Annotated in this window: 12 protein-coding genes; 9 read left to right on the top strand and 3 right to left on the bottom strand. The window is 66.3% G+C overall.

The features are described from left to right. Positions 1-70: 70 nt before the first annotated feature. Positions 71-919, bottom strand: coding sequence for an IclR family transcriptional regulator (locus tag AC1RHV_RS12155; RefSeq protein WP_082401217.1), 849 nt, complete (start codon positions 917-919; stop codon positions 71-73). A 153-nt stretch (positions 920-1072) separates the two neighbouring features. Here AC1RHV_RS12155 and AC1RHV_RS12150 point away from each other — a divergent pair, with 153 nt between their 5' ends. The 7 genes from AC1RHV_RS12150 to AC1RHV_RS12120 all read left to right on the top strand — a co-directional run bounded on the left by AC1RHV_RS12150 (position 1073) and on the right by AC1RHV_RS12120 (position 9341). Next, a complete protein-coding gene (locus tag AC1RHV_RS12150) occupies positions 1073-2821 on the top strand; it encodes an FAD-dependent oxidoreductase (protein WP_492300923.1) in 1749 nt (582 codons plus the stop codon). Next, positions 2818-3585, top strand: a complete 768-nt coding sequence (locus AC1RHV_RS12145) for an SDR family NAD(P)-dependent oxidoreductase (protein ID WP_054457250.1) — start codon at positions 2818-2820, stop codon at positions 3583-3585. Before AC1RHV_RS12150 ends, AC1RHV_RS12145 begins: the two co-directional genes overlap by 4 nt. Positions 3586-3661: 76 nt before the next feature. Continuing rightward, on the top strand, positions 3662-4849 hold the full coding sequence (locus AC1RHV_RS12140; RefSeq protein WP_119449743.1) for an ABC transporter substrate-binding protein: 1188 nt from the start codon (positions 3662-3664) through the stop codon (positions 4847-4849). Between the two features lie 29 nt (positions 4850-4878). Then, positions 4879-5802, top strand: a complete 924-nt coding sequence (locus AC1RHV_RS12135; protein WP_054457247.1) for a branched-chain amino acid ABC transporter permease — start codon at positions 4879-4881, stop codon at positions 5800-5802. Beyond that, positions 5799-7571: a branched-chain amino acid ABC transporter ATP-binding protein/permease gene (locus tag AC1RHV_RS12130; protein WP_313387911.1), complete on the top strand. Its 1773-nt coding sequence runs from the start codon at positions 5799-5801 to the stop codon at positions 7569-7571. The genes AC1RHV_RS12135 and AC1RHV_RS12130 overlap by 4 nt, the downstream gene beginning before the upstream one ends. A 36-nt stretch (positions 7572-7607) precedes the next feature. Further along, positions 7608-8318, top strand: coding sequence for an ABC transporter ATP-binding protein (locus tag AC1RHV_RS12125; protein ID WP_492300920.1), 711 nt, complete (start codon positions 7608-7610; stop codon positions 8316-8318). A gap of 138 nt (positions 8319-8456) precedes the next feature. Next, the gene (locus AC1RHV_RS12120) at positions 8457-9341 is read left to right on the top strand and encodes a DMT family transporter (protein ID WP_119449922.1); all 885 of its coding nucleotides are present in this window, start codon (positions 8457-8459) and stop codon (positions 9339-9341) included. A gap of 57 nt (positions 9342-9398) precedes the next feature. Here AC1RHV_RS12120 and hemB read toward each other — a convergent pair whose 3' ends face one another. Both hemB and yihA read right to left on the bottom strand, forming a co-directional pair. Then, a complete protein-coding gene (hemB, locus tag AC1RHV_RS12115) occupies positions 9399-10415 on the bottom strand; it encodes a porphobilinogen synthase (RefSeq protein ID WP_054457239.1) in 1017 nt (338 codons plus the stop codon). After that, positions 10412-11035 carry a ribosome biogenesis GTP-binding protein YihA/YsxC gene (gene yihA, locus AC1RHV_RS12110; protein ID WP_042795930.1) on the bottom strand — a complete coding sequence of 208 codons (624 nt, stop codon included), beginning with the start codon at positions 11033-11035 and terminating at the stop codon, positions 10412-10414. The genes hemB and yihA overlap by 4 nt, the downstream gene beginning before the upstream one ends. Positions 11036-11276: 241 nt before the next feature. Between yihA and AC1RHV_RS12105 the strand changes: the two genes are divergently transcribed. Next, positions 11277-11978 carry a c-type cytochrome gene (locus tag AC1RHV_RS12105; RefSeq protein WP_042797483.1) on the top strand — a complete coding sequence of 234 codons (702 nt, stop codon included), beginning with the start codon at positions 11277-11279 and terminating at the stop codon, positions 11976-11978. Between the two features lie 118 nt (positions 11979-12096). Next, entirely contained in the window at positions 12097-14175 is a 2079-nt protein-coding gene (locus tag AC1RHV_RS12100; RefSeq protein WP_175160055.1) for a cytochrome c biogenesis protein ResB, read from the top strand. Positions 14176-14182 lie beyond the last annotated feature (7 nt).

The following is a 14182-nucleotide window of genomic DNA, read 5'->3' as shown; positions in this document are numbered from 1 at the left end:
AAAGGCCGCTGCATGGAACCGACCGTGCAGCGGCCTTTTTTTGCCGCGTGGCCTTTCTGTTCTGCGGACGCTAGCCCTGGCGCGTCGCGCGCACGTCGTGGTTCTGCCAACCCAGTTCAGCTGAGATGGCGTCGGCGCAGCGCTTGATGTCATCGATCAACGGACTGGTCCAGCGCACGTCGAACACGCCGGCTGCGCCGATGGCTGTGATCACCAGCACCACGTTGCCGTTGGAGTCGAACACGGGGGCGCTCAGGCCGTTGATGCCGGGGATGGGGTCGCCCATGGCGCGCGCGACGCCGCGCTGGCGGACTTCGCGCAGGGTCCGTTCGAACTTTTCTGTCTTGCCCAAAGAAGGCACGGCGCCCAGGCGCAGATGGTCTTCATGCAACAGGCTTTCTATTTTTTTGGGCGGCAGCAGCGCCGCGAACACCTTGCCCGTCGCCGTGTTGGTCAGCGACATGACCGTGCCGGTGCGCATGTTGACGTGGATGGGGTAGTTGGATTCGTGCAGGTGAACGATGACTGGCCCCAGGTTGCCCAGCACCGCGATGGCGATGGTTTGTCCGGTTCTTTCGGCGAACTCGCGCGTCATGGGGATGGCGATCTTGATGGGATCGAGCCGGTGCAGCGCCGCCAGCCCCAGCTGCAGCGCGAGCGGCCCCAACTCGTATTCGCCGGTGTTCGGGTCTTGCCTGACCAGGCCCAGATTGCCGTAACTGACGAGATAGGCGTGGGCGTTGGCGCCCGACATGCCGGCGGCTTTGGCCAGCGCGCCCAGCGGCAACGAAGACGAGTGTTCCAGCAGCGCCAGCAGAATCTTGCCGCCGACTTCGATGGACTGGATGCCGCGCCTGCGCGGCGGCGAGGCAGGAGCGTGATCGGCATTGCGCTTGCCGGAGCTGGGTCTGGTGGCCATTTTCTTTTATCGAATGAGATTGCCTATGTTAGTACTTTCGCTAATCGTGAACCATATTGACATTATCAAATGCGTTCTCTACAGTCGAAAGAATAAGAAGGCTGCCCCGGTTTTGCGATCGGGAGCAAGCCGCCCCAAGGGTATGGAGACAACGTGGAAGATTCTCGTCAATACGACTGCGACGTGTTGGTGGTCGGGTCGGGCGCGTCGGGCATGGCTGCCGCAATCACCGCGGCAACGTCAGGCCTGAAGGTCCTTATCGTTGAAAAAGAGCCGCGCTTCGGCGGCTCCACCGCGCGTTCCGGCGGCTGGCTGTGGATACCGGGCACCTCGCTGGCCAAGGTGCAGGGCATCCATGAAACGCCGGACGAAGGCCGCGCCTATCTGCGCCACGAAGCCGGCGACAGCTACAACGCTGAACGTGTGGATGCCTTTCTGGAGCAGGGGCCGCGCGCGGTGGACTTCTTCACGTCGAACACCGAAGTGCAGTTCGACATGCCGCTGGTGTTCCCCGACTATCACGCGGAAGCGCCCGGCGGAAAGCAGGGCGGACGCTCGATGGTGGCGCGGCCCTACGACGGCCGCAAGCTCGGCGCCCACGTCAGGGACCTGGCGCCCGCGCTGCCCGAGCTGACTGTGTTCGGCATGATGCTGGGCTCTGGCAAGGAGATCGTGCACTTCATGCGGGTCACGCGCTCGCTGGCCTCGGCCTGGTACGTGGCCAAGCGCCTGACCCGGCATTTCCTGGACGTGGCCAGGCATGGCCGCGGCATGACGCTGACCAACGGCAATGCGCTGGCGGGCCGGCTGGCGGCCTCCGCGTTCAAGCTGGGCGTGCCCCTGTGGCTGAACGCGCCGGCCAAGTCCCTCATCATCGAAGACGGCGCCGTGCGCGGCGCGGTCGTGCAGCGCGATGGCGCGGCCGTGCGCGTGCGCGCCGCGCGCGCCGTGGTGCTGGCTTCCGGCGGCTTTCCGTACGACATCGAACGCCGCAAGCAGCTGTATGCACACGCACCCAACGGCACGGAACACTACTCTCCGTCGCCCACGGGCAATAGCGGCGACGGGCTGCGCCTGGCCGAGAGCGCGGGCGGGCAGGTCAACACCGCCTTGCCCAATGCCGCGGCATGGGTGCCGGTGTCCGTGGTGACGCGCAAGGACGGCAGCCCGGGCTACATGCCGCACTTCATCGACCGCGCCAAGCCGGGCGTCATCGCCGTCACGCGCAATGGCCGTCGCTTCACCAACGAAGGCAGTTCGTACCACGACTTCGTGCAGGAGATGGTGCGCGCATGCGAGGGGCAGGGCGAGACCTGCGCCTGGCTGGTCTGCGACCACAAGACCCTGCGCAAGTATGGTCTGGGCAGCGTGGCGCCGTTCCCATTGCCCATCAAGCGCTATCTGGACACGGGCTATCTGACTCGCGGCGCGTCGGTGGCGGAACTGGCGCAGAAGACCGGCATTGATGCCGGCAGCCTGCGTCAGACGGTCGAAGCATACAACCGGGAGGCGGCGCTGGGCCGCGATCCGCAATTCGGCAAGGGCAGCAAGGCCTACAACCGCTATCAGGGCGATGCGCTGCATGGCCCGAATCCCTGCGTGGCGCCCATCGTGAAAGGGCCGTACTACGCGATCAAGGTCATGATCGGCGACATCGGCACTTTCGCCGGCCTGAAGGTCGATGGCCAGGGCCGCGCACTGAACGAACTGGGGGCGGTCATACCCGGCCTGTACGCCGTGGGCAACGACGCCTGCAGCATCATGGGCGGCAACTATCCGGGCGCGGGCATCACCTTGGGTCCGGCGCTGACCTTCGGCTATATCGCGGGCCAGAGCATTGCCGCCGCCGGCAAGGCCGCAGCGCGCGTGCAGGCGGACGCTTCCGCGCAGGCGGCCGCATGAGTGCCGCGCCGGCGGGACTGCTGCAGGGCAAGCTGGTCCTGGTGACGGGAGCGGGGCAGGGTAACGGACGGGCATTGGCGCTGGGCCTGGCGGCCGCGGGCGCGCGCGTGGTGGCGACCGACGTGCAGGCCGACAACGCCGCGCAGACGGCAGGCGCCATCATCGACACCGGCGGCGACGCCTGGAGCCACGCGCTCGACGTGACGGACCCCGAGGCATGCGCGGCGGTCGCGGCGCAGGTTCAATTGGAAGTGGGGCCGATCGACGTGCTGGTCAACAACGCCGGCATCCTGATCCGCGAAGGCATAGACAGCCCGCGCGCCGCCGAGAACTGGCGTCGCGTGCTGGACGTGAACCTGAACGGCAGCTTCAACATGATCCACGCCTTCCTGGGGGCGTTGCGCGCCACGCGCGGCGTCATCATCAACGTCGGCTCCATCGCGTCGTTCGCCGGGGTAGGCGCCACCCTGGGCTATTCGCCGTCCAAGGGCGGCGTGAAGATGATGACGCAGGCCATGGCGCGCGACCTCGCGCCCGACGGCATACGGGTCAACGCCATTGCGCCGGGCGTCATCGAAACGCCGATGACGCAGTACACGCGGGACGATCCCGCCCGGCTGGCGAACTTCATGCAGCGCATTCCGCTGGGACGGGTGGGACAGCCCGAAGACCTGGTGGGACCCGCCGTGTTCCTGGCTTCGCCGATGGCGCAGTACGTGACAGGCGTGTCCCTGCCGGTGGACGGCGGCTATCTCGCGGTATAGCGCCAGGCTCCACGGGCGAGAGGCAGAAAAAAGAATCATCGACGTGCAGCACATCTGAAAAACACAGGAGACAACGATGAAAGCAACGGGGATTTTTTCCACCTTGTCCAAGGCGGCCGTCTTGTGCGCGCTGGCGGTGGGCGCGCAGGCCTACGCCCAGGACATCAAGATCGGCTTTAACGGCGACCTGTCGGCTTCGCCGTCCGCGCAAAGCGGGCAGGCCGCGGTGCTGGGTTTGCGCACGGCCATTGACGACATCAATGCCAATGGCGGCCTGCTCGGCCGCAAGTTGGTGCTGGTGGTGCGCGATGACCTGTCGCAGCCGCCGAAGTCCATCCAGAACATGGCGGACCTGATCGATAACGAGAAGGTCGTGGCCATCGTTGGTCCCACCAATTCCGGCAACGCACTGGCCTGGAAGCACATCCCGAACCAGAAGAAGATCCCCGTCATGGGCGCCATCGGTTCCGGCACCGACATCACCAAGCCCATGCGCGCGGGCGCGGACAACTACATGTTCCGCGTTGGCATGGTGGACCGCGAACAGGTGGACGGCGTGATCGGCTACCTGAAGAAGAATCCCAAGGTCAAGAATGTAGGCTTCATGATCGAGACCACCGGCTACGGCCAGAGCGCGCTCAAGGACCTGGAGGAAGTCGGCGCGGCGCAAGGCGTCAAGGCCGTGGCGGTCGAGAAGTTCGGTGTGGCCGATACCGATATGACGTCGCAGCTGAACAAGCTGAAGGCGGCGGGCGTGGATACGGTGGTGATCTGGGCGCAGAGCACGCCGATCGCGCACGTGTTCCGCAGCATGGAGAAGATCAACTGGTTCCCGCTGACGCTGACCTCGTGGGCGGCGGACAATATCGCCTTCTACGATACGGCGGGCAAGACGCTGTCGGAGAAGCCCTTCTTCCTGCGCACCATCACCGACAACCGCACGGCCGCGCAGCAGAAGCTGTATGACCGCGTGTCGGCCAAGATGACCTCGCCCACCGCGTTCGGCTTCCTGGCGCATGCCTATGACGGCATGAACCTGCTGGGCATGGCGATCAAGCAGGCGAACTCCACCGATGGCGAGAAGGTGCGCCTGGCGCTGGAGAACCTGGATGGCACCTACGAAGGCGCGATGAAGACCTACACCAAGCCATTCTCGGCCACGGTGCACGATGCGCTGCTGGTAAGCGATTACAAGTGGGCGCACTGGCAGGACGGCAAGCTGGTGCCTTACGCCGACGACGTGACCGTCGCCGTCGCCAAGTAGCAGGACAGCGACAGGCATAAGGGGCCATCATGTTGGCGACATTGTTGCAGGCGCTCGTCAGCGGGCTAGCAGTGGGGGGCGCTTATGCGCTGGTGGCGCTGGGCTTCAGCATCACGTTCACGACCACGCGCACGCTCAACTTCGGGCATGGGGAATTCGTGTCCGTGGGCGCGTTCATCGGGGTAGGCGCCTTGTTCCTGTTTGCCGGCAAGCCGGTCACCACCGCGGCCTTCACGGGGCTGGAATTGAGCGGTTGGGAGTATCTGCTGGCGGGGCTTGCGGCGGTGCTGGTGATGGGCATGCTGGGCGTGCTGCTATACGTGTTCGGCGTGCGGCCGTTCGCTTCGCGCCCGGGCATGGCGTGGGTCATGAGCACGCTCGGCTTTGGCATCCTGCTGCAGAGCGCCGCGTTCGCGGTCTGGGGACCGGCGCCCGTCACGGTGCCGGCGCCCTTCGGCGACGACGTGATCCGCGTGTTCGGCGCGGGCGTGCGCAGCCAGGAACTGCTGTTGCTCGCCGTGGCGGTGGTGGTGATGGTGCTGTTCGACCGCATCATGAACCGCACGGTGCTGGGCAAGGCGATGCGGGCCGTGGCCGCCAATCCCGCGGTCGCCAACCTGATGGGCATCAATGTGAACGCGGTGATGACCGGCGCCTTCTTCGCCAGTTCGGCGTTGGCCGGGCTGGCGGGCTTTCTGGTCGCGCCGATCACGTCGGCTTCGATATTCATGGGCCTGGCCATCGGCCTGAAGGGCTTTTCCGGCGCGATGATAGGCGGCCTGTCGAATCCGCGCGGCTGCGTGCTGGGCGGCTTTGTGCTGGGGCTGCTGGAGTCCTACGTGAACCTCTGGCAGTCGCAATGGCGTGAAGTGGCGATCTTCGGATTGGTGATCCTGGTGCTGGCGGTCAAGCCCACCGGCCTGTTCGGCAAGCGTCTGGCGGAGAAGGTATGAAGCGGCACGGCCAGACCTTGATAACCGTGGCGCTCGCGGCGGCGCTAGCCTTGTTCGCCGCCCTGGTGGACAACGATTACTACCTGCGCATCGTGTTCATGGCTTGCGTGTACTACTTGTGCGCGGCGGGCGTGAACGTGCTGGTGGGGTATGCGGGACAGAAGTCGCTGGGGCAGGCGGGCCTCTTTGCAGCCGGCGCCTACACGGCGGCGTTGCTGACCTCGCGCTGGCAAGTCGATCCATGGCTGGCCCTGGCCGCGGCGCCCGTGGTGGCCGGCGTGTTCGGCGTGCTGATCGCCCTGCCGTCGCTGCGCGTGAAAGGGCCTTACCTGGCCATGGTGACGCTGGCCTTCGGCATCGTCATGGAGAAGATCGTCACCGAATGGGTGGACGTGTTTGGCGGCCCTTCGGGCCTGTTCGGCATCATGCCGCTGACCTGGGGCGGCAACCCGTTCACCAACCAGCAGTGGGTGTGGTTCGCGCTGGTGCTGTGCGTGGCGACGCAGCTCCTGCTGCGCAACGTGCTGGACGGGCGCTTCGGGCGCGCGCTGCTGTCGGTGCAGGCCGACGAGATCGCCTCGTCTTCCGTCGGGGTGCGCGTGTATCGCGCCAAGGTCATCGCCTTCGTGGTGGCGGCCGTGACCTGCGGCATTGCGGGCGCGCTGGTGGCGCAGCAGAACCAGTACATCAACTCGGACTTCATCGGCTTCAACCTGTCGATCTTCATCCTGCTGCTGGTGCTGTTCGGCGGTGCGGGCTCGAAGGCGGGGCCGGCCGTGGGCGCGATTGCGCTGACCATCATCGACGCGATGCTGGCGCGCTGGCCCTCGGTGCAGCATTTCTTCTACGGCGCATTGCTGCTGTTCGCGCTGTACTTCATGCCAGGCGGCGTGATGGGACTGTTCTCGCGCCGCACGCAGCGGGTCGCGGATGCGCGGCCGCAAGGCGCGGGCGAGGCGGCGGCCCCGCCCGCGGCCAAGCAGGCCGTTGGGGCGCAGGAAGACCTGCTGCTGGTGGTTGAGAGCCTCTCCAAGGCCTATGGCGGCGTGAAGCCGGCGCAGGACATTTCCTTCTGCCTGCGGCGCGGCCACGTGCATGCGCTGATCGGGCCGAACGGCGCGGGCAAAAGCACCCTCATCAACATGCTCAGCGGCGTGGTGCTGCCGGATGCGGGCGTGGTCCGTTTCCAGGGCACGGATATCGCGGGCGAGCGGCCGCATGTGATCTGCAAGCTGGGCATCGGCCGCAGCTTCCAGAACCTGCGCCTGTTCGGCGAGCTGTCGGTGCTGGATAACGTATTGCTGGGCCGCCACAGCCGCATGAAGAACGGCTTCTGGGCTGCGCTGCTGGGACTGCCGCGAGCACGGGCCGAGGAGCGTCGCGCGCGCGAGCACGCCTATCGCCTGGTGCGCATGGTGGGTCTGGAGCATCTGGCCGATACGCCGGCGGGCAGCCTGCCGTATGGCCTGCAGCGCAGGGTGGAACTGGCGCGCGCATTGGCCACCGAACCGACCTTGCTGCTGCTGGACGAGCCGGCGGCCGGGTTGAACCCGCAGGAGACCGCGGAACTGGGCGAGCTGCTGGTGCGCATCGGCGAGTCCTGCGGCATCACGCTGTTGATGGTCGAGCACCATATGGATCTGGTGATGGCGATTTCCGATCACGTGATCGTGCTGGACTACGGCATCAAGATCGCCGAGGGCAAGCCCGCCCAGGTGCAGGCGGACAAGCGCGTGATCGAGGCGTATCTGGGAACCGGCATGGCCTGAGGCCAGGCCATAGGCGTAGGAACAGGCCGTAAGACGATGCTGAAACTAGAATCCGTGCAGATTTCGTATGGCGCGATCCAGGCGGTGCGCGATGTGTCGCTGGAGATCCGCGCGGGCGAGATCGTGACCATCATCGGCGCTAACGGCGCGGGCAAGAGCACGCTCTTGAAGGGCGTGGCGGGCCTGGAGCCCTTGCAGCGCGGACGCGTGACCTTCGACGGGCGCGATATCACGCAGGTGGCGGCGCATCAGCGCGTGGGCCTGGGCCTGGCGCTGTCGCCGGAAGGGCGCGGCGTGTTCGCGGACCAGACCGTCTACGACAACCTGGTGCTGGGCGCCTACATCCGGCGCAGGGATCCCGCGGCAGTGGCCGAAGGCGTGGAGCGCGGCTACCGGCTGTTCCCGCGGCTGCGCGAACGGCGCGAGCAGCTGGCCGGCACCTTGTCGGGCGGCGAGCAGCAGATGCTGGCGATGGCGCGCGCGCTGATGAGCGAACCGCGCCTGCTGTGCCTGGACGAACCCTCGCTGGGGCTGGCGCCTTTGATCGTGCAGGACATCTTCGCGGCGATCTGCAAGCTGCGCGACGACGGGCTGACCATCGTGCTGGTGGAGCAGATGGCCAACCAGGCGTTGGGCGTGGCGGACCGGGCCTATGTGCTGGAGACCGGCCGCATCACCCTGAGCGGCTCGGGCGCGGAACTGCTGCGCGATCCCAACGTGCGGGCCGCATACCTCGGCGCGCATTGAGTCCAGGCCCCAGGCGCGATACCATGTCCGCGGCGCCGCGTGGGCGGCGCGTCCCATTCCCCTTCCAGGCCGGCGCCCGTGACGTCCCCGACAGTTGATGCAAGCCAGGACCGCACAGGTCTTATCTATCTTCAATTGATGTTCGTCATGGCCACATGGGGCCTGAACATCGTCTCGGTCAAGTACCTGACGCTGCACATGGATGTGCAGGCCCTGGCGGCCGTGCGCATCGTCATTGCGTTCATCACAGTCACCCTCATCATCAAGGCCCGCCGCGGCCGCATCCCCCGGCTCGGGCGCGCGGAGCTGGGCTGGGTTGCGCTGGCGGGCTTCCTGGTCGTGTACGCGCACCAGATTGCACTGGTGACAGGCCTGCGGGTGTCGTCAGCCGCGAACGGCACGCTCATCATGGCGACCAGCCCCTTGCTGTCGGCGTTGCTGGCGGCCATCTTCTATCGCGAGAAACTGACGCTGGTGCGCATTTCCGGCGCCTTGCTGGGTCTCCTGGGCGTGGGCATGGTGGTGGTCGGCAGCGGCGCGCGGATCGGCCTGACGGGTTGGGGCGATGCGATCGTGTTCGTGGCGGTGCTGGTGTTCGTCTGCGGCGGGCTGGTGATCCAGCGCATGTCGCGCAGCATGGATCCGCTGGGCATGCTCTGGTACATGTACCTGGCCGGCGGCCTGATGCTGGTGGTGCACGCGGCGCTGACGCCCGCGTCCTACCAGGGCGATACCTGGCAGATGACGTGGTGGCCGTGGCTGGTGCTGCTGTTTTCCGCGGTGATCGCCTCGGGCGTCAGCAACATCGTCTGGAATGCCGGCATCGCGCGGCTGGGCATCAGCCGGGCAGCCTTGTTCGTGAACTGGCTGCCGATCTTCGGCCTGCTGTTCGCGGCCCTGTTCCTGGACGAGCACGTCACGCCCACGCACGTCGCGGGACTGGCCTGCGTGCTGGCGGGAACCTGGCTGGGATTGCGGCGCGGGGCGCCGGCAGCGGGCCGCAATGCGGCCGCCAAGACTTGATTTGCGGCAGGCGTCGCGGGCGGCCCATGGTGGCCTGGCCCGCGATGCCGCAAGCGCTTAACGCTGGCTCTTCAGCAGCTTCGCGGCTTCGATCGCGAAGTACGTCAGGATGCCGTCGGCGCCGGCGCGCTTGAACGCCAGGAGTGCTTCCATCATGACCTTGTCGTGGTCCAGCCAGCCGTTGGCGGCGGCGGCCTTGATCATGGCGTACTCGCCGCTGACCTGGTAGGCGAAGGTGGGCACGCGGAACGTGTCCTTGACCCGGCGCAGCACGTCCAGGTAGGGCATGCCGGGCTTGACCATGACCATGTCGGCGCCTTCCTGCAGGTCGGCGGCGACTTCGCGCAGGGCTTCGTCGAGGTTGCCCGGATCCATCTGGTAAGCCATCTTGTTGGACTTGCCCAGGTTGGTGGCCGAGCCCACGGCGTCGCGGAACGGGCCGTAGAAGGCGCTGGCGTACTTGGCGGAGTAGGCCATGATCTGCGTGTGGATGTGGCCGTTGGCTTCCAGCGCGCGGCGCACGGCGCCGATGCGGCCGTCCATCATGTCGCTGGGCGCGACCATGTCGACGCCGGCCTCGGCTTGCGTGAGCGCCTGCTTGACCAGGATTTCGACGGTGGCTTCGTTGATGACGTAGCCGTTCTCGTCGATGACGCCGTCCTGGCCGTGGCTGGTGTAGGGGTCCAGCGCCACGTCGCACAGAATGCCGAGTTCGGGGACGTGCTTCTTCAGTTCACGCACCACGCGCGGGATCAGGCCATTGGGGTTGGTGGCTTCGATGCCGTCGGGCGTCTTGAGCGAGGGGTCGATGGCGGGGAACAGCGCCAGCACGGGAATGCCGAGGTCCACGCATTCGCGGGCCACCGGCAGCAGCGTGTCCAGCGAATAGCGGACCACGCCCGGCAGCGACGGCACGGCTTGCTGCAGGCCAGTGCCTTCGGCCACGAACACGGGATAGATCAGATCGTTGACCGTCAGGGCGTTTTCGCGCACCAGGCGGCGGGTGAAGTCGTCGCGGCGCAGGCGGCGCGGGCGGGATACCGGGAATTCAGGGGAGATGATCTGCGGGTTCATGGTACGACCTTGGGTGAAATCCAGTTTTCTATGTGCGCGCCGGCCTCTTCCAGGCCGATGCGTTCGGGCGCCGAGAAGGGGATGGTGTGCAGGGCGCCGATATCGGCCAGGTCCTTGCGCACGGAGAACACGGTGCGCACGCGCTGGCCGTAGGGCAGCTTGTCGGCCTTGGTCAGCAGCGCCAGCACCGGGCGGCCGGTGGGGGCGATGAAGTTGGCGAGGCGGCGGTCCAGTTCGGTGACGCCGCGGCGGATGTCGATGAGCAGCACGATGCCGGCCAGCGATTCGCGGTCGCGCAGATAGCCGCCCAGGATGTCGGCCCATTTTTCTTTTTCGTCGCGGGCCACGGAGGCGTAGCCGTAGCCGGGCAGGTCGACGAGATAGCCGATGTGGCCTTCCGGATCCAGCGGGTCGGGCAGGCTGAACATATTGATCAGGCGCGTGCGGCCCGGCGTCTTGCTGGAGAAGGCAAGGCGGCGCTGGTTGCACAGCACGTTGATGGCCGTGGATTTGCCGGCATTGGAGCGGCCGACAAAGCAGACCTCGGGAGCGCCGGCGGCCGGCAACTGGTCGAGGCGAGCCGCGGACGTGAGGAAAGAGGCGCGATGTAGGAGGGACACGGGTGGCTTTGGATACGGTTGGTTTCGAGCCCTATTGTATAATCCGGCGTTTGCAACAGTGGTCCCCGTGCGCGGAGCCGTCTTTTTTGCTTACTGTTTCGCTTGCTGAACGCTTTATCCGGCAAGTTCGCAGCAACATCGCAGGCAGGAAGGCAAAACAGGTTCGATACGGTATTCCAGGGTGTGCGGGCAGGCGTGGGCGCCTTTTTGCGCCTTGATCGATGCGATCGTCGAGGTCTTCATGAAGCGTGTGCTGTCCCGGATGTTGGTTGCGAGCGGGCTGTTGCTCGGCGCCTCCGCCTTATCTACTACGAGTTTCGCCGCCGAAGGCGCCGCGGGCCCGGTAAAACCAGATGCCGCCAAGGGCGGACAGCTGTTTGACCAGGGCGATGCGGCCAGGGGCATCATCGCCTGTGCGTCCTGTCATGGCGCGGCGGGCAATAGCACCATCCCGGTGAACCCCAACCTGGCCGCGCAGTCCCACGAGTACCTGGCCAAGCAATTGGCCGACTTCCAGGTCAAGCCCGGCGCCAAGCTGCCGGTGCGCAATGGCGCGGGCGGCAATCCCACCCCGATGACGGCCATGGCGCAGAACCTGACGCCCGCCGACATGCAGAACATCGCGCTGTACCTGGCGCAGCAGCCGCTCAAGGAGCCCGCCACGGCCGGCCAGGAGAAGCTGGTTGATCTGGGTCAAAAGATCTGGCGCGGCGGTTTGCCTGATCGCAAGGTTCCGGCTTGCGCCTCGTGCCATTCTGCCAATGGCGCGGGCATTCCCAGCCAGTACCCCCGGCTGTCGGGCCAGTTCCCCATGTACATTGAAGAGCAGCTGAAGCTGTTCCGCAGCGGCGACCGCAAGAACGACGTCATGTTCGCCATCGCGGACCGCATGTCGGACGCCGACATCAAGGCCGTGTCGGACTACGCCGCCGGTCTGCGGTAGGCGCCAGCCCGCCACGCGCGCGGCTGGTCCGCGTTCTGCAAACTCAGCGCAGCGGAACCTGCTTCCGCCGCGCGCTGTCTATGAGGGGGGTAGCCGATAGCGCGGCCCCCCTTTTTTCATGAATTCGACCCGTACACACTCCCGTCCTTCCCTGCGCAGCCTGCCCGGCGATTTCTTCGAATTGCTGGGTTCGATGCGTTTCGCCGTCAGCCTGCTGATGTTCATCTGCGTGGCGAGCCTGGTCGGGACCGTCCTGCAGCAGAACCGCTCGTCCAACAACTACATCGATCAATTCGGGCCGTTCTGGTTCGAAGTGTTCGACAAGTTCTCCATCTGGCACGTCTACAACAGCTGGTGGTTCCTGCTGATCATGGGGTTCCTGGTCGTGTCGACCTCGGTCTGCCTGATCCGCAACGCGCCCAAGATGCTGCGCGATGCGCGCTCGTTCCGCGAACATGTGCGCGCCAGCAGCTTGCGCGCCTTCCCGCACCGGGTGGAAACCGAAGAGCCCACCGACGTGCCGCAGACGGCTGCGGGCCTCAAATCCCTGTTGGGCCGGCTGGGTTATGCGGTGCGCGAACGCCAGGATGCGGATGGCGTGCTGCTGGCGGCGAAGAAGGGCAGCGCCAACCGCCTGGGCTACGTGTTCGCCCACGCCGCCATGGTCATCATCTGCATCGGCGGCCTGCTGGACAGCGAGTTGCCGGTGCGCCTGCAGGTCATGTTCGGTGGTAAGAAACCCATCGTCGAAAACATGCTGATCTCGGAAGTGCCGGAAAGCGGCCGCTTGTCGGTCGACAACCCGAGTTTCCGCGCCAGCGTCCTGGTGCCCGAGGGCGGCCAGGCCAGCACGGCGGTCGTGATGGTGGGCGACGGCGCCCTGGTGCAGCCCATGCCCTTCACGCTGAAGCTCAAGAAGTTCGTGGTCGACTATTACTCCACCGGCATGCCCAGCCGCTTCGCCAGCGAGGTCGAGGTCACCGACCCGGACACCGGCAAGAGTTTCGATTCCACCATCGAGGTCAATGAGCCGCTGCGCTTCAAGGGCATGACGGTCTACCAATCCAGCTTCGACGACGGCGGCAGCGCGGTGACGCTGAAAGGCTATCCGCTAGTAGGATCTGACGCCGCTACCTTCGCGGTTGACGGTACGGTGGGCAAGACCAGCGAAGTAACCGCTCACACTGCCCGCGGCGCGCGCAGCATGGGGATCGAGATCACGGCCCTGCGGCCCATCAACGTCGAGGATCTGACCGGCGGCGTGCCCAAGGGCGGCAACCAGAGCTTTGCCGATCATGTCGCGTCGGTGTCCGGCAGCGCCGCAGGCAAAAAGAACGAAAACCTGCGCAACGTCGGTCCCAGCGTCGAATACAAGCTGATCGACGATGCGGGCCAGGCCCACGAATTCCAGAATTACATGCTGCCCGTCGAGCTGGACGGCGCCGCCGTGTTCCTGGCCGGAGTGCGCAACAACGCCTCCGAGCCGTTCCGCTACCTGCGCATTCCGGCGGACGACGACAGCTCGATCGCCGAATTCATGCGCCTGCGCGCGACTCTGGCCGACCCCGCAGCGCGCCAGGAGGCCGCGCGCCGCTTCGCGGAACGCAACAGCCCGGCGGGGACGGATCGCCAGCCCCTGCAGACGGCCGCCGAGCGCGCCCTGGAAACCTTCGCCTCCGGCGGCTTGCAAGCCGTGGCGGCGTTCCTGCAGGCCAACACGCCGCCGCAGGACCTGGAACGGGCAGCCGACGTGGTGATCCGCCTGATCGGCGCCAGCATGAACGAGTTGCGCGCCATCGAGCGCGAGCGCGCCGGCCTGCCCCCCGTGGCCACCGAAGGCCCGGAGGCCGAACGCGCCGCCGTCTGGTCGCGCCTGTCCGTGGCCGCGCTGTCGGACCTGACCGTCTATCCGGCGCCAGTGTTCCTGTCGCTCGCGGACTTCAAGCACGTGCAGGCCAGCGTGTTCCAGGTCAGCCGCACGCCCGGCAAGAACACCGTCTACCTGGGCAGCCTGCTGCTGGTCCTGGGCGTGTTCTCGATGTTCTATATTCGAGACCGCCGCATCTGGATCTGGATCAAGCCGCAAGGCGGCGGCAGCAGCGTCCTGGCGGCCATGACGTCCCAGAAGCGTACACTCGACTTCAACCAGGAGTTTGAACGCTTCAAGCAGGCGCTGCTGCGCCAGAAGAGGTCTTAAGGTTTCC

The sequence above is a fragment of the Achromobacter sp. GW823-FHT04E03 genome (assembly GCF_058796095.1).
The sequence above is the reverse complement of the archived record's forward strand: the minus strand, read 5'-3'. Positions and strand labels throughout refer to the sequence as shown.